Source organism: Pseudomonas sp. IT-P294 (assembly GCF_949767865.1).
Lineage (GTDB): Bacteria > Pseudomonadota > Gammaproteobacteria > Pseudomonadales > Pseudomonadaceae > Aquipseudomonas.
In genome coordinates this window covers 40,954-55,993 of the sequence record NZ_CATKQW010000014.1, presented here as the reverse complement: position 1 = coordinate 55,993, position 15,040 = coordinate 40,954, and the positions used below count along the sequence as shown (strand labels likewise).

The 15,040-nt window shown below is 59.5% G+C and carries 12 protein-coding genes; 4 read left to right on the top strand and 8 right to left on the bottom strand.

Translation table 11 applies throughout. From position 1 onward, the window contains the following. Nucleotides 1-106: 106 nt before the first annotated feature. From mqo to ACM6I0_RS14475, 3 genes are all read right to left on the bottom strand, one after another. Nucleotides 107-1,753, bottom strand: a complete 1,647-nt coding sequence (gene mqo / locus ACM6I0_RS14485; RefSeq protein ID WP_285432033.1) for a malate dehydrogenase (quinone) — start codon at nucleotides 1,751-1,753, stop codon at nucleotides 107-109. A 318-nt stretch (nucleotides 1,754-2,071) separates the two neighbouring features. Beyond that, nucleotides 2,072-2,782 carry a GNAT family N-acetyltransferase gene (locus ACM6I0_RS14480; RefSeq protein ID WP_414922638.1) on the bottom strand — a complete coding sequence of 237 codons (711 nt, stop codon included), beginning with the start codon at nucleotides 2,780-2,782 and terminating at the stop codon, nucleotides 2,072-2,074. 25 nt (nucleotides 2,783-2,807) lie between these two features. Beyond that, on the bottom strand, nucleotides 2,808-3,443 hold the full coding sequence (locus ACM6I0_RS14475; RefSeq protein ID WP_414922637.1) for a TetR/AcrR family transcriptional regulator: 636 nt from the start codon (nucleotides 3,441-3,443) through the stop codon (nucleotides 2,808-2,810). A 165-nt stretch (nucleotides 3,444-3,608) separates the two neighbouring features. Here ACM6I0_RS14475 and ACM6I0_RS14470 point away from each other — a divergent pair, with 165 nt between their 5' ends. Then, on the top strand, nucleotides 3,609-4,049 hold the full coding sequence (locus ACM6I0_RS14470; protein WP_222587391.1) for a hotdog fold domain-containing protein: 441 nt from the start codon (nucleotides 3,609-3,611) through the stop codon (nucleotides 4,047-4,049). Between the two features lie 285 nt (nucleotides 4,050-4,334). Continuing rightward, nucleotides 4,335-7,748 carry an Ig-like domain-containing protein gene (locus ACM6I0_RS14465; protein WP_414922636.1) on the top strand — a complete coding sequence of 1,138 codons (3,414 nt, stop codon included), beginning with the start codon at nucleotides 4,335-4,337 and terminating at the stop codon, nucleotides 7,746-7,748. Between the two features lie 54 nt (nucleotides 7,749-7,802). Here ACM6I0_RS14465 and ACM6I0_RS14460 read toward each other — a convergent pair whose 3' ends face one another. Then, nucleotides 7,803-8,930, bottom strand: coding sequence for a diguanylate cyclase (locus ACM6I0_RS14460; RefSeq protein ID WP_414922635.1), 1,128 nt, complete (start codon nucleotides 8,928-8,930; stop codon nucleotides 7,803-7,805). Between the two features lie 515 nt (nucleotides 8,931-9,445). On the opposite strand from ACM6I0_RS14460, the gene ACM6I0_RS14455 reads away from it, so the two are divergent. Next, the gene (locus ACM6I0_RS14455) at nucleotides 9,446-9,877 is read left to right on the top strand and encodes a hypothetical protein (RefSeq protein WP_414922634.1); all 432 of its coding nucleotides are present in this window, start codon (nucleotides 9,446-9,448) and stop codon (nucleotides 9,875-9,877) included. A gap of 43 nt (nucleotides 9,878-9,920) precedes the next feature. Here the strand turns inward: ACM6I0_RS14455 and ACM6I0_RS14450 are convergent, their stop codons facing one another. Beyond that, nucleotides 9,921-10,490, bottom strand: coding sequence for a YceI family protein (locus ACM6I0_RS14450; RefSeq protein ID WP_414922633.1), 570 nt, complete (start codon nucleotides 10,488-10,490; stop codon nucleotides 9,921-9,923). Nucleotides 10,491-10,671: 181 nt separating this feature from the next. Between ACM6I0_RS14450 and ACM6I0_RS14445 the strand changes: the two genes are divergently transcribed. Beyond that, nucleotides 10,672-11,418 carry an SDR family oxidoreductase gene (locus ACM6I0_RS14445; RefSeq protein WP_414922632.1) on the top strand — a complete coding sequence of 249 codons (747 nt, stop codon included), beginning with the start codon at nucleotides 10,672-10,674 and terminating at the stop codon, nucleotides 11,416-11,418. Here the strand turns inward: ACM6I0_RS14445 and ACM6I0_RS14440 are convergent. The 3 genes from ACM6I0_RS14440 to ACM6I0_RS14430 all read right to left on the bottom strand — a co-directional run bounded on the left by ACM6I0_RS14440 (nucleotide 11,415) and on the right by ACM6I0_RS14430 (nucleotide 15,027). Then, complete coding sequence (locus ACM6I0_RS14440) at nucleotides 11,415-12,578, bottom strand: acyl-CoA dehydrogenase family protein (RefSeq protein ID WP_414922631.1); 1,164 nt, start codon at nucleotides 12,576-12,578, stop codon at nucleotides 11,415-11,417. The genes ACM6I0_RS14445 and ACM6I0_RS14440 overlap by 4 nt on opposite strands. Before the next feature lie 10 nt (nucleotides 12,579-12,588). Further along, complete coding sequence (locus ACM6I0_RS14435; protein ID WP_414922630.1) at nucleotides 12,589-13,782, bottom strand: acyl-CoA dehydrogenase family protein; 1,194 nt, start codon at nucleotides 13,780-13,782, stop codon at nucleotides 12,589-12,591. Between the two features lie 159 nt (nucleotides 13,783-13,941). Next, the gene (locus ACM6I0_RS14430) at nucleotides 13,942-15,027 is read right to left on the bottom strand and encodes a Zn-dependent alcohol dehydrogenase (protein ID WP_259158191.1); all 1,086 of its coding nucleotides are present in this window, start codon (nucleotides 15,025-15,027) and stop codon (nucleotides 13,942-13,944) included. Nucleotides 15,028-15,040 lie beyond the last annotated feature (13 nt).

The window sequence follows — 15,040 nt, the reverse complement described above, 5'->3', positions numbered from 1 at the left end:
CCCTGATCAGAAGCCAGAAGGTGTAAACCTTATTCAGGACGAGACACACCCACAAAAAAAGCCCACTGACCGTCACCGGTTCAGTGGGCTTTTGACTGACTTCTACTTACAAAGCCATATCGCTTGCAGCATTAGCCTTTGGGGCCTTTGGCGCTTCAGCCGGAGCAGCAACCGGAGCCGCCACCTGGCCAATCGCCGGCGGCGGAGTCAGTTGCAGCACCTTGGCGGTGTAAGCCCACTCCTCTGCGACCTTCTCAGGGCTGCCGTTCAGTTGAGTGCCATAGCTCGGCACGATCTGGTGCAGTTTTTCCTGCCAGGCAGGCGTTGCGACCTTGTCCTTGAACACTTTCTGCAGCACGGTCAGCATGATCGGCGCGGCAGTCGATGCGCCTGGCGATGCGCCCAGCAGGCCGGCGATGGTGCCGTCTTGCGAAGCAACGATCTCGGTGCCCAGCTTCAGCACGCCACCGGCAGCTTCATCACGCTTGATGATCTGCACGCGTTGGCCGGCTTGCCACAGGCGCCAGTCTTCGGCTTTGGCGTTCGGGAAGTATTCTTTCAGGGCGTTCATGCGGTCTTCGTCAGACAGCATCAGTTGGCCGGCGAGGTACTCCACCAGCGGGTATTCCTTGATGCCGACTTTGGTCATTGGCCACACGTTGTGCGTGGTCGTGGTGGTCAGCAGGTCCAGGTACGAGCCTTCCTTCAGGAACTTGGTGCTGAAGGTCGCGAATGGGCCAAACAGGATAACGCGCTTGCCGTCCAGGACACGGGTGTCCAGGTGCGGAACCGACATTGGCGGTGCGCCAACGGAGGCTTTACCGTAGGCCTTGGCCAGGTGTTGCTCGGCGATGGTCGGGTTTTCGGTGACCAGGAACGAGCCGCCTACCGGGAAGCCTGCGTATTCCTTGGCTTCAGGAATGCCGGACTTCTGCAGCAGGTGCAGTGCACCACCGCCCGCGCCGATGAAGACGAACTTGGCGTCGGTTTCGGTTTTGCTGCCGTCTTTCAGGTTTTTGTAGCTGACGCGCCAGGTGCCGTCGTCGTTCTTGGTGATGTCTTGCACTTCGCTAGACAGTTTCAAGTCGAACTTGGGGGTGGTTTGCAGGTGCGCGACGAACTGGCGGGTGATTTCACCAAAGTTCACGTCGGTGCCGATCGGGGTCCAGGTGGCCGCGATTTTCTGGTTCGGGTCGCGCCCTTCCATCATCAGCGGAACCCACTTCTTGATCACCGCCGGGTCTTCGGAATATTGCATGCCGGCGAACAGCGGGCTCGCTTGCAGGGCTTCGTAGCGCTTCTTCAGGAACTTGATGTTGTCATCGCCCCACACAAAGCTCATGTGTGGCGTGGAATTGATGAACGAACGCGGGTTTTTCAGCACGCCTTGCTGAACCTGCCAGGCCCAGAATTGACGGGAGATCTGGAACGCTTCGTTGATTTCAACGGCTTTCGGGATCTGGACTTTGCCGTTCTCGTCTTCCGGGGTGTAGTTCAACTCGGCCAGGGCGGAGTGACCGGTACCGGCGTTGTTCCAGCCGTTGGAGCTTTCCTGGGCGACGCCGTCGAGGCGCTCGACCATTTCCATGGACAGGTCAGGTTCCAGCTCATTGAGCCAGACACCCAAGGTGGCACTCATGATGCCGCCGCCGATCAGCAACACATCGACTTTCTTTGCCTCTTCCGCGTGAACGGACGTGATCCCCATCGACAAAGCCAGCCCCAGCAGGGCTGTGTTCATTTTCTTAAACATCTGTAGCACCTATGATAAAACGCCATCCGCCCTTCCATCCTCACGACGAAACCCTTGTTTCACGGCATACAGGCAGGATGTCGTGGGGTGCTCGCGTATAAGGATTGGAGGGTGGGCACACAAGGCCGACGTGACTCCATCGACCTCAGTTATATGTCCCTACTGAACTGACTTTTTATCATTATTGGCTTCAGCTACTTGAGCGACATTGATCCTGTCGGCACGTCTCAAGGACGGGCCAACTGAATAGGTCAAAACAAGTTGGCGCGCAGAATATCACGGCTCGATGACCGCGCGCTCTCGAAAGGACTTGAGGGTCTAGTCCAGACGCGGTTCGTTTGCCGCGTTCGGGCCTAAACGATTCAGCACAAACACCTTGGCGTTGTGAGTCATTTGGTCCAAATGCCGGTCACGCTGCTTTTCAGCATCGACCATCGCGCGCTTTCCATGCTTTTGCAGCAAGTAGTGATGTATCTGCCGGACTTCCAGAGAACTGTAGATAAATGTGACATCCAGCAGTCCCATCAAGCCTTCACTGCTGTGGTCGCGGGTGTTCATCAGCACCTGCGTGCCACGCACGCCAAGCACCTGAAAGCCCATCGACTCAAACCACGGCACCTTGGCCACGGTGCAGGTCAGTTCGGCGTGCGGGTAGCGGTCGATCATTTGGCGCAGCATGGCGCGCGCCACACCACGACGGCGATGGCCGGCGTCGACGGCCATGTAGGCCACACCGCACGCGTCGGGATCGTCCTTGACCGGCAGGTACAGCAAAAAGCCGATGACCTTCTCGGGGTCGTCTTCGTCGGTGGCGACGATCAACTCGACCGCAATGCCTTTGCCGCCGCCGAGGGCTTCCAGGTACAGGTGCACTTCGTAGCCCACCGCGTACTGGTACACGTTGTACAGCGGGTTGCTCGGCGCGATGCCGACCATGCTGATGTCGGTCAGGTTGTCGACGACCATCTGCAGGATCTGGCTGTTGATGTGCTCCGGGCACGGGACCTTGAAGTGGGTGAGGTGCGGCATTGAAATTCTGACTCCGGGAAAAGACTTACTGGGCATCGGCGTGGCTATTGTCACAGATTGATCGCCACGCTGCTTCCGCCAGCAACTCCCTATAGGCCTTCGGACTGGCGGTCACCCGGCCCGACAACCATGCCCGGCAGTAACTGTCGGCCTGGCCGATGATCAGCGACGGCAACAATTCGGCCGGAAAAGCCTTCAACTCATCGCGTCGACCGGGCTCTGCCAGCCACTGCCCAAGCTTTTGGTTGCGCGTCTTGTTGCGACTCGCCAGCTCTTCCTTGAACGGTCCTTTGGTGACGGCAAATCGGGCGTGGTACTGGAAGCGCGCCCACTCGGGCTGGCTGTCCACCCAATCGACGTAGCTGTGCACCAACGCGTGCACACCCTCTTCGGTCGTCGAGGCCTGTGCAAGGTAGCGGTCGCGAAGCAGCGCCTGATCGTCCAGCGCGGTGAAAAACAAAGCGGCCACCAGGCCTTCCTTGTTACCGAAGTGATGGTAAATCGCGCCCACGCTGGTATCGCATTCGGCGCGAATCATTTCGATGGTCGTGGCTTCGAGCCCTTGTTCGTTGAACAGGGCCAAGGCCTTTCTGAAGATGTCGCGCTTAAGTTCGGCTCTTCTGCCGGGGTAGCAGCGCTCGAGTAAATCTGCGGTTTTCATGCTGAACACAGGCCAAGAAAAATCGATGACAAGGCAGTCGTCTGCCAAATGAATAAGCCGCGCTAGGTTGACAGATTTCGCTTCGACAGAATACTGTTCCGTCACAGAATATTATTCTGTTACAGAACATCATTCTGTAAAATCACCCTTTAGTGAGGCTTCAAAATGAGTCAGGTTCTCAGCATGTTTAACAGCGTAGGCCCGCAAGCATTCAGCAAGATGGCCTGCCAGATGGCGCCCTATTTCACCACCATCAACCCACTGATCTCGGCGCTGCGCCCCGGCCATGCCACCGTGCAAGTGCCCTTCAGCCGCGAAATCACCAACCATTTGGGCACGGTTCACGCGATTGCGATGTGCAACGCCGCCGAATTGGCCGCCGGCACGATGACCGACGTGTCCATTCCCGCTGGCGCGCGGTGGATTCCAAAAGGCATGACGGTTGAATACCTGGCCAAGGCCAAAAGCGACGTGACGGCCGTGGCCGACGGTGAAGCGGTGGATTGGCAGACCGAAGGCGACAAGATCGTGCCGGTGGACATTCATGACGCCGAGGGCAAGAAGGTGTTCACGGCGCGGATCACCATGAACGTGAAACTCTCGTAAAGCCCCGCGTATCTGCGGGCGCTGGCGCAGCCGGATGCAGGCTGCGCCAGCGGTTACAAAATGGCGTCACCCGTCGTAGCTCGAGGCTTCGCTGTGAGGAAATCGCCGTCCCCCGACAGTGAGGGATATCACCCTAATTGGGAAACCCTCTCAGTCACGACTTTGGACACACCACCTCCAAGGCAATGATTTTAATACCTATTTTTATGGATCCATGATGGGCACAACTTTTGCTCAGGACCAAAGGCAAGCGCTGTCATGTCGGCATGCCCCACGAGACCCATCATGAAAAGCTCAGCTCCCGCGAACACCTCGTCCGGCTTTTTGCTAGCGTCGGGCATCACCTCGATGATGCTGATGACGTTCAGCCTGACCGCCGTCAATGCCACACCGCTCGATGATTTCGGGCCACCGCCGCCGACAGATCCCTCAGCCTTCACCAATCCTGCGGCCGACCCCGCCGCTGCGCTCGAAGCGCTGAAACGCCTGCCGCCGGCCAATCAAGGGGCCATCGCCCTGCCCAACGGAGCGTTCGGCAACCGCGACACGCCACGGGCCGACAACGTGCTGCCGCCGGATTTGCAGACCTCGTTCAACTTCCCCACCAATGGCAAACCCAGCCCCTTGTTCGGGGCGCAGCCGTTCAGCCAGCAATTGCTGTTGTATGAGGAATTCGGCACAGAAAAACTTGACCCGACATTGCCAGCACCGCCGTTGACCTTTCCCGTTCCCACCGTTGGCCCGGCGCCGACGCAGGACCCGAACAGCGTCGCCCGCAGTGCTCCTTCCAGTGCCGCGCTGGACGCCTTCATGCGCCAGCCCGGGCTGTTTCCGTTTCCGTCGCAATTTTCCAACGTGCTGGATCGCAACCCGTGGAAGGCGCAAATCGAATTGTTCCTGAACCGTCAGCCCGTGGGCTCGCCAGCCGAAGGACGGCCACCGGGAAAAGGCTGGTCGCATCAGCGCTGGAACGAGTTCTTCCCGCAAGTCGCTTACAAAACCGTTCAAGTGGGTGCACGGGTCAACCTTGGCATGCGCGACCGCAGGCAATTGCACAATTACGCCGTCGGTGAATTCGGACCAGGCGGGCTCTACTACCAGACCTCGGACATCCCGACCACGACCGGCACGACAAAAGGCATCGACACGCGCTTTCACCCCAATTTTCCGCTGCAGAATCACAAGTCACTGTGGACCTTCGACGGCACCTTTCCGCCGAAGCTGTTGATGGTGCGTTACGGTCAACCCGTCCTGATGCGCCATTACAACGCGCTGCCGATCGACCCTGCGGCCAACGCCGGTTTTGGCCTGCACACCATCAGCACCCACGAACACAACGGCCACTCCCCCGCCGAAAGCGACGGCTATGCCAACGCGTTTTTCTTTCCGGGGCAGTACTACGATTATCGCTGGCCGCTGCAACTGGCCGGTTACGACACCATCAACACCACGGCGCAGGATCCACGCGCCGCATTCCCTTGCTCGCCGGGCGAAACGCTGTTCGTCAACGATGCCAACCCGGGCCTGAAGACCTGTGATAACGGCAGCATCAAGATCCGTGGCGACTGGCGTGAAACCATGAGCACCCACTGGTTCCACGACCACATGCTCGATTTCACCGCGCAGAATGTCTACAAGGGCAACGCGGTGATGATGAATTACTACAGCGCTCTAGATCGCGGCAACGAGGCCTTCGAGGATGGCGTCAACCTGCGCCTGCCCAGCGGCTCGGCGCTACCGTGGGGCAATCGAGACTACGATGTAAACCTGGTTGTCGCCGACAAGGCCTGGGACGAAAACGGTCAGCTGTGGTTCAACCCGTTCAACACCGATGGCTTTCTCGGCGACCAGATTCTGGTCAACTGGCAGTATCAGCCACGCTTGAAAGTCCGGGCGCGCAGTTATCGGTTCCGCATTCTCAATGGCTCGGTATCACGCTTCTTCAAGCTTGCCGTGGTACGTGAAATCAGCGGCAATGGCGGCGAGTTCCCGGGGCCGGCGGGTTCAGGTGTGTCCTACAACCGCGTGCCGTTCCACCTGATCGCCAACGACGGCAATCTCATGGAACACGCCGTGCCGTTCGACGGCAGCATGGACCTGGACGGTGATGGTGACCGGCAAGACCACAACGCAATCCTGCCGACCCAAGGCATCGCCGAACGCTTCGACATCATCATCAATTTTGCGAAAAACGGCATCAAGTCCGGCGACAAGCTGTACTTCGTCAACTTGCTGGAGCACAAGACCGGTAAGGGTCCGGAGAAAAACGAACTGTCCCTGGCCGACGTGTTGTCCGAGAAGTACAAAGCGGTGATCAAACAAACCAGCAAAGGCCCGCAATGGGACAAGGGCGACCCGACCGTGGGCAAATTCCTGCAACTGCTGGTGCAGCCATATACCGGGCAAGACGTCAGCATGAATCCCGCCGACTACGAGCCAGCCAGACCGGGCAAGCCGGCGGGTAAAATCATGATTCCTCTGCCCATCGATCGCGACAACCCAGCCGACCAGGCGAAACTCAAGGTCGCGCGCCACCGTGAATTCATTTTCGGCCGTTCCGACGGCACCGACGAAGCCCCCTGGACCATCAAGACTGACGGCGGCGCGGGCTACAACATGGACCCGCGCCGGATTTCTGCTGCACCTCAATTGGCCACCGGCCCGACCGATGCCGGATTCTCCGGGGACGGCACGCTCGAAGTCTGGAAGATCAAGAATGGCGGCAATGGCTGGAGCCACCCGGTGCACGTGCATTTCGAGGAAGGGGTAATCCTCAGCCGCGACGGCAAGGCACCGCCGGAATGGGAAAAAGGCGCGCGCAAGGATGTCTATCGCATCGGCGAAGGCATCGACAGCTCGGTGGATGTCGAAGTGGCGCTGCGCTTTCGCGAGTTCGCCGGGACTTACATGGAACATTGCCACAACACCCAACATGAGGACTCCTCGATGCTGTTGCGTTGGGATGTCGAGCATCCGGGCCAGTTCCAGTTGATGCCAACGCCCTTGCCGGGTTGGGATGGCGTCACCTATGTCAACTCCGCCGCACTGCCCACCTTCCGCACCGGCAACAAAGATGACAACAACCAGGGTGACAACAAAAAACCGGTGGCAAACCCTGACAGCGCCGCCAGCAACAACGGCTTGCCGCTGACCATCAACGTGTTGGCCAACGACACCGACCCCGACGGCAACCTGCCGCTAAAAGTGGTGGGCCTGACCCAGCCAGACTCCGGCCAGGGCTCGGTCAGCACAGATGGCGTGCGCGTCGTTTACACACCACCGGCCATCGTCCCGGCGCCGTTCACGGCGCCGTTCACGGCGACCTTCACCTATAACGCCAGCGACGCCAAGGACGCCGTCTCGCAGAGCCCGGCCACGGTGTCCGTGGCCGTCTCTGCCGCAGCGGTCAACGAGGATCTGGCGGTTACCAGCGCCTCGGTCACCACCCGCAGCAACAACCGTTACACCTGGGACATTGCCGGGACGACTTCGCGAGCGGCGGGCAATACCATCACTGTCAGCGCGGCCACCACGGGCGGGCCGCTTAACCTCGGCGCCGCGACCCTCACGCCAACCGGTGCGGGCGCTCGCTGGAGAGTGTCCGTCACCACCACCGGCAATGGCCCGACACCGAGCCCGACCATCACCGTCAATTCGGCGTTCGGCAAAACGCTGACGGCACCGATCGCGGCGCATTAAAGACACTTCGGTTGACTCCCGGTCCATGCAATGTGGACCGGGCGTCAGTCGCCCCTACTCCGACACCGCCACCTGATTGCGCCCCCGGGCCTTGGCCCGGTACAGCGCTTTATCGGCATTGTTCAGCAAACTTTGCAGGTCATTGTCGCTGACTTCCATCGCTGCAACGCCAAGGCTGGCGGAGATGCGGTGAACCGGGCCGGTCATCAAGCCGCTGATGGAGTGGATCAGTTGCTCGGCGATCGTGAGCGCTACCTCAATCGAAGTGTCCGGCAGCAGGATCGCAAACTCCTCGCCACCCAACCGGCCATAGACATCCGTTTCGCGAAAAGAGCGATGGATAACCACGCCCATTTGCCGCAGCACCTGATCCCCGACCTGATGCCCGTAGGTGTCATTGATATGTTTGAAGTGATCCATGTCCAGCATCACGGCGCACAAAGGCAGGCGCTTGTCTTTGCAGTCATAGAACAATTGTTGTGCGTGCTCGAAAAAAGCCCGGCGGTTTTTCAGGCCGGTCAGTTCGTCGGTCTGGGCCGCATGCGTGGAGATGTGATGAGCGTGTTCCATCTCACGGGTTAACTGAAAGGCTGTTTCCAGGGCTTCGGACAATTTGCGGGTCGCGCTGGCCACAAATGAGGCAAACACCAAAACGGCCAACGCCATCCCGATTTGCATCGCTGAAGGTTGAAACAACAACCAGAAGGTGCAAGGCAACAAGACCAGGCCAATGGCCGAGAGTGTCATGTAGCGATGGGCCGAGTAGCACGACACTGCACTGACCGACATGCCGACGGCAAAAAGCATGACCAGCGCCTGGGCCAACAAGTCATTCGCCGGCATGACCGCCAGAGCGCCCGCGCCCCATATGCCGGCGGACAACATCAGCGTGATCCAGTACGTACGCTCCCAGCGTTGCGGGGTGCGTTCACTGTCAGGGCAGCGAAACCAGGAGATGAACATCGAGATGCGCAGCAACGACGAGCCCGTCAAAAAGCCCATCCACCAGAAAATGACGTCGTGGTCAAAGCGTTGCCAGCACAGCCCGCACAGCATGATCGCGGCGAGGTAACTGCCGAGAACCGCCGTCACTGATTGGTGGAACAACTGGTGCAACCGGTCGCTGCGCACCTGCGCTGCGATGGAAGTATCCTGTTCGTGCCGAAGTCCTGGGCCACCCATTTGATCCGCCTGATCATGATACTGCGACAAAAAAAGCGATTGTGGCATCCTGCCATACAGGTAAACAAACGAATAACACTCGGCGCAGGCTTGTCCACTTATGGTGATGCGCCACACCTCACTTGAAGGCATAAAGCGATTCGCCAAAAAAGTAATAGCACACAAGTGCGTCCCCCACGTCCGCGCCGAGAAAAGTGCTGTCGGTGAACGCCAGAAACCGACAATGCGACAGAGGGGCTATAGGTCCGCAACGATGCGGATTTCTCGATGGTATTGCGAACAAAGGTGCAATACCTTGTAGAGGTGAGACTTTTGCCTCGCAACCCATTTCGGGTTGCGAGGACATCGTTGTTTTTTGACGTCACTTCAAGACTGTCTAGTCTTGAAAAATATTTGCGGCTGTTTCCCCCACGACGCCCGATGCCTCACTTAAGGTGTTGTGTATCAACGACGGGGACTTTCGCTCACGACAATGACCCCCTTGACTGTCGAGGTTGCTGGATGTGAGAGGCCAATTGATTGGTATCGTCATCACCCTGGCCGTGATGAGTGCGACAACCCATGGTTTCATGCAATGGAGAGCAGCCGAGAGCGTACGCCGTGATGCCGTGTGCAAGGCGGCGCAGCAGCACATGGAAACCCTGGGTATTCGAACGCGGGCGATGGCGGCCGGGCTGTCTGTCGACGCTTATGCTGATGCCGAGAAGGCGCAAGTCGGCAAATTGGTCAGCGCCCTGGACACGGCGACAAATGACGCAGAGATCGAAGCCGTCATAGACGCACACTCAGCCGAGTTGCAAGCGCAGGACGCTGCAACCGACGCGGAGCTGAAAAACCAGCGAAGTCAGCAATTTCTCGAGCAGACGCCCAAGAAACAACGCATCCCCGCGGACATCAAACAGGAAGTTGAACGCGCCGAGAAAGCCGTAGCCGAGGCCTGTCTCTAACCGGCTCGATCAGTTTTTTCCTGTCCCCCCTGGATCCGCTGATTCACTGCTGCGGCGCGACCATCCGGAAGCGGATATTGATGTCGTCGGAAACGACGGTATCGGCCCACTCCCCCTCCCCGATCTTGAAGTCGCTGCGCTTGAGCACCAACCGACCATCAAAGATGCCGATACCTTTTTGGGTCCTCAACTCAACGGGCACCTGCACCACACGCGTGATACCCCGCAGCGTCAATTTTCCGGTGATTGAGTAGTGACGAGTCCCCAGGGTTTTCACGCTGATCGATTGAAACTCCGCCACCGGATACTTCTGCGTATCAAACCAGGCAGGCTTTTTCAGTTCGGTATTGGCGTCATCGCTACCGGCATCGATGCTGTCGAGCTCGATGGTCAGTGCGGCATGGGCCGCGGCTGGGTTCGCCGTGTCGAAATCGAGCGCGGCCTTGAAAGAGCCAAAGGTGCCATACACCTGCGAGCTGAACTGGTTGTAGGTAAACGAGATCTTGCTGGCTGTCTCATTGACTTGCGAGTACTGCACCGCTTCGGCACAAGGCAAGACGCCGAAGGTGAGCGCTGCAGCCAATAGGGCGAACTGCGCGAATCGATGCTTCATGGGGACGCTCCGGTCGTGGCACCCACCGGCCAACGATAGGTGGACTAAAGCAAAGAACGGCGGTTTATGCCACCCGGCCTCCAGATGCTGACCACCGGTCGGCAACGTGAGCCCGCGACCGATCCTTGCGCCCAGGCGGGTGTTTAATTGTCCAGGCACACACCGCATCAGGAGACCGGACATGAAAATCGTCGTCATCGGTGGCACAGGCTTGATCGGTAGCAAATTGTGCAAGAACCTGCAGGATCTGGGACATGAAGCCCTGGCGGCGTCTCCCAGTACCGGCGTCAATGTCATCAGCGGCGCAGGGCTGACAGAGGCATTGAAAGGCGCGGATGTGGTCGTTGACGTAGCGAACTCGCCCTCCTTCGAGGACCACGCCGCGTTGCACTTTTTCGAGACCGCCGGGCACAACCTGTTCGAGGCGGAGAAGATCGACGGCGTCAAACACCATGTCGCCCTGTCCGTTGTCGGCACCGAGCGCCTGCTCGACAGCGGTTACTTCCGGGCAAAAATGGCCCAGGAAAAGCTCGTCAAAAAGTCAGGCATTCCCTACACCATCCTGCGGGCCACGCAGTTCTTCGAATTTGTCCATGCCATTGCGCATTCCGGGCGCGAGGAAGGCAACACCCTCCACCTGCCCTCCGCCGCTTTACAACCGATAGCGTCGGCCGACGTCGCGGCGGCACTGACCGATATTGCGTTGAAGGCACCGAGCAATCAGACCGTCGAAGTGGCAGGCCCCGATAAACGCCCGCTCGTGGAATTCGCCAGCGACTACCTCAAACACACCAAGGACCCGCGCCAGACCGTCGCGGACGACACGGTTCCTTACTTCGGTGCGCCGATCAATGACCAGTCGCTGACACCGGGCGCCAACCCCATCGTCGGCGCGACCCGGTTTGAGGACTGGCTGAAGAGCAACTAGGCGACCTGCTGGCCGGCGGGACTGACCTGCATCAGCTTCGCGTAAGCCTGCAGGTGATGGTCATCGTCACCCCATTGACGAGCCACCATCAGCAGATGCTTGGCGTGGTGTGACAGCACGTATTCCCAGGTCAGGCCGATACCGCCATGCAGCTGAATGCCCTGATCAGCGACAAACCGGCTGGCGCGGCTGACGATGAACTTGGCCGCCGCGAGCGTGCGGCTGCGCTCGTCAGTGTCGGCTTGATCGGCCACGCAGGCCGCCAGCAGGGTCATTGAGGTGGCCTGGTCCAGTTCGATGCGCATGTCGACCATGCGATGCTGCAACGCCTGGAACTTGCCGATCGGCTGCCCAAACTGCTTACGGGTCTTCAAATAATCGAGGGTCAATGCACAAGCCGCCTCCATGCTGCCCACTGCCTCGGCGCATTGCGCCGCGATGCAGCGGCCTTGCTGGTATCGCAGCGCGGGCAACGCCTGGCCCATGTCACCCAATACCTCGTTGCTGCTGACGAACACGTCCTCAAGGTAAAGCTCGCAGGCCATGCGCCCGTCCATGGTGGCGAACGCGCGACGGCGCACGCCGGGGGTTTGTGGATCGAGCAAAAACAGGCTGATGCCCTTCTCGTCCCGCTCGCCGTGGCTGGTACGCGCCGAGACCAGAATCAGCCCGGCGCTTTGACCGCCCACCACCACCGACTTACGGCCATTGAGTTTCCAACCGCCATTGACCGGTTCGGCGGTAGTGAGAACGTCATGCAACTGGTAGTGACTTTGCGGTTCGTCGAGCGCCACCGCCATTTGCAGGCTGGCGTTGCCCAGTGGTAGCAACAGCGCTTGTTTTTGCGCCTCGGTGCCCAACTGCGCGACCAGGCCACCGGCGAAAATCACCGAGTGCAAGTACGGTTCCAGGCACAGCCCGCGCCCCAGCTCGGTCATGATCAGCATGTTCTCCACACCGCCGCCGCCGAATCCACCGTACGCCTCGGCGAATGGCACGGCGCATAACCCAAGCTCACCCAGTTGCTGCATGAACGGGCCGCTGAAGCCATGTTCAGTGTTGCGGTACTGTTCGCGCTGCTCGAAACCATAGGTGTCACGCACCAGGCGCGCCGCCGTGTCTTGCAGCATCAGCTGCTCTTCATTCAATTTGAAGTCCATGCTCGGCCCCTTACAGTTCAAGAATCATTTTGGCGATGATGTTCTTCTGGATTTCGTTGGCCCCGCCGTAGATCGACGCCTTGCGCGCATCCAGGTACTGATAAGTGGCCGCGCTGCTGTAGTCGGTGTAAAGCAACGCTTCATCCCCATAGCCCAATTCGTCCTCAATGAACGGCAGCGCGTAAGGGCCCACGGCCTTGCTGATCAGGTAAGTGATGGCCTGGCGAATCTCGGTTCCCCTGATCTTAAGGAACGAGCTTTCCGCACCGGGCACTCCACCGTCACGAACGGCCGCCAAGGTACGAAGGCTGCTCATTTCGGCGGCCATCAACTGCATCTCGACCTCGGCAACCTGGGTGCGAAACAAGGGATCCTCGATCAATGGGCGACCGTCACGCACTTCCTGACTGGCGATGTGCTTGAGGCGATTGAGCAACGCCTTGTTCTGCGCAATGCCGCCGATGCTGGTGCGTTCGTGGGTCAGCAAATACTTGGCGCAGGTCCAGCCCTGGTTTTCCTCGCCCACCAGGTTCTGCACGGGCACGCGCACGTTGTCGAAGAACACTTCGTTGACTTCATGCTCGCCGTCGAGGGTGATGATCGGCCGAACCGTAATGCCCGGGGTTTTCATGTCAATCAGCAAAAAGGAAATGCCACGCTGCTGTTGCGCCTGCGCATCGGTGCGCACCAGGCAGAACATCCAATCGGCGAAATGCGCCAGGGTGGTCCAGGTTTTCTGGCCGTTGACCACATAGTGCTCGCCCTCGCGAACCGCACGGGTTTTCAGCGAAGACAGGTCGGAGCCTGCACCTGGTTCGGAGTAACCCTGACACCACCAGTCTTCGCACGTGAGAATGCGCGGCAGAAAGTAGGCCTTCTGCTCGGGGGTGCCAAATTTGATGATCACGGGCGCAACCATTTTCAACCCGAAGGACGACACTTTCGGCGCGCCGGCGGCGAAGCACTCTTCGTCGAAAATGTGCTTTTGCACGTCGCTCCAACCCGTGCCACCGAACTCGACCGGCCAGGCCGGGGCCAACCAGCCTTGGCGGTTGAGTGTCTGCATCCATTGCACCTGATGCGCTTTGCTCAAGCGCTTGCCCAGTGAAATGCGCTGGGCGAATTCGCTGGGCAAGTTGTCGCGCAGCCAGGCGCGAATATCATCGCGAAAGGCGCTTTCGTCCGGCGTGAAATCTAAGTCCATCAATCAACTCCAAAAACGCTTGGGTGTGCACTGCTCAAAACCTGTGGGAGCGAGCCTGCTCGCGACAGCGGTTTGTCAGTCGCCCTCTATGTTGGGTGAGCCGGCCTCATCGCGAACAGGATCGCTCCCACAGGGGTCACAGAGATATCTCCCCGGGGATTACTCGTCGAAAATGATCACCGAGCGAGCCAACTCACCCCGACGCAACTCGTCAAACGCCTCGTTGATCTGCTCCAGCTTGATGCGCTGGGAAATCATTTCGTCGAGCTTGAGCTTGCCGGCCATGTAGAAGTCCACCAGGCGCGGCATGTCCACCGGGAAGCGGTTGGAGCCCATCAGCGAGCCCTGGATGCGCCGTTCGTGCAGCAACTGCAACGGGTCCAGCTCGATTTTCAAACCCGGCTTGAGCATGCCGATGACCGTTGCGGTGCCGCCGCGCGCGAGCATGGCGAAGGCTTGTTCGGCGGTTTGCTTGAGGCCGATGCATTCGAAGGCGTGGTGCACGCCGCCGCGAGTCAGTTCCAGCACCTGTTTGGCCGCATCGCCGTCCTTGCCGTTGATCACGTCGGTGGCGCCGAACTGACGGGCCAGTTCCAGTTTGGAATCAAGCATGTCGATGGCGATGATCCGCCCTGCCCCGGCCAGCGCCGCGCCGTTGATGGCGGCCAGGCCGATCCCGCCACAACCGATCACAGCCACGGTTTCGCCCGGACGCACTTTGGCGGTGTTGAACACCGCGCCGGTGCCGGTAGTCACGGCGCACCCCAGCAGCGCGGCGCGGTCCAGCGGCATGTCCCGGCGGATCGCCACACAGGCGTTTTCGTGCACCAGCATCTGTTCGGCAAAACCCGACAGGTTGACGAATTGCGGGATCGGCTTTTGCACGTACGTCAGGCGCGATTCCTCGTCCTTGCCACGTTTGGTTTCCGGCGATACGCAGCGCGCCAGGTGCCCGGTCACGCAATGCTCGCAATGACCGCAGAACACGGTCAGGCAAGTGACCACGTGATCGCCCGGCTTGACCGAACGCACTTCGGAGCCGACCTGCTCGACCACGCCGGCGGCTTCGTGGCCCAGCACCAGCGGGCCTGGGTACGGGAACGAGCCATCGATGACATGTAAATCCGAATGGCAAACACCGACTGCTTTTGTGCGGATCAGCACTTCACGCGGACCCGGCTTGCTGATGCCCACTTCTTCAATGACCAGCGGGGCGCCCACCTGATGGAAAACGGCAGCTTTCATATGATTTTTCTCG

Bases quoted from the DNA above. Each gene is read 5' to 3' on its own strand.
- mqo (WP_285432033.1), bottom strand. From the start codon at position 1,753: ATGTTTAAGAAAATGAACACAGCCCTGCTGGGGCTGGCTTTGTCGATG.
- ACM6I0_RS14480 (WP_414922638.1), bottom strand. From the start codon at position 2,782: ATGCCGCACCTCACCCACTTCAAGGTCCCGTGCCCGGAGCACATCAAC.
- ACM6I0_RS14475 (WP_414922637.1), bottom strand. From the start codon at position 3,443: ATGAAAACCGCAGATTTACTCGAGCGCTGCTACCCCGGCAGAAGAGCC.
- ACM6I0_RS14470 (WP_222587391.1), top strand. From the start codon at position 3,609: ATGAGTCAGGTTCTCAGCATGTTTAACAGCGTAGGCCCGCAAGCATTC.
- ACM6I0_RS14465 (WP_414922636.1), top strand. From the start codon at position 4,335: ATGAAAAGCTCAGCTCCCGCGAACACCTCGTCCGGCTTTTTGCTAGCG.
- ACM6I0_RS14460 (WP_414922635.1), bottom strand. From the start codon at position 8,930: ATGGGTGGCCCAGGACTTCGGCACGAACAGGATACTTCCATCGCAGCG.
- ACM6I0_RS14450 (WP_414922633.1), bottom strand. From the start codon at position 10,490: ATGAAGCATCGATTCGCGCAGTTCGCCCTATTGGCTGCAGCGCTCACC.
- ACM6I0_RS14445 (WP_414922632.1), top strand. From the start codon at position 10,672: ATGAAAATCGTCGTCATCGGTGGCACAGGCTTGATCGGTAGCAAATTG.
- ACM6I0_RS14440 (WP_414922631.1), bottom strand. From the start codon at position 12,578: ATGGACTTCAAATTGAATGAAGAGCAGCTGATGCTGCAAGACACGGCG.
- ACM6I0_RS14435 (WP_414922630.1), bottom strand. From the start codon at position 13,782: ATGGACTTAGATTTCACGCCGGACGAAAGCGCCTTTCGCGATGATATT.
- ACM6I0_RS14430 (WP_259158191.1), bottom strand. From the start codon at position 15,027: ATGAAAGCTGCCGTTTTCCATCAGGTGGGCGCCCCGCTGGTCATTGAA.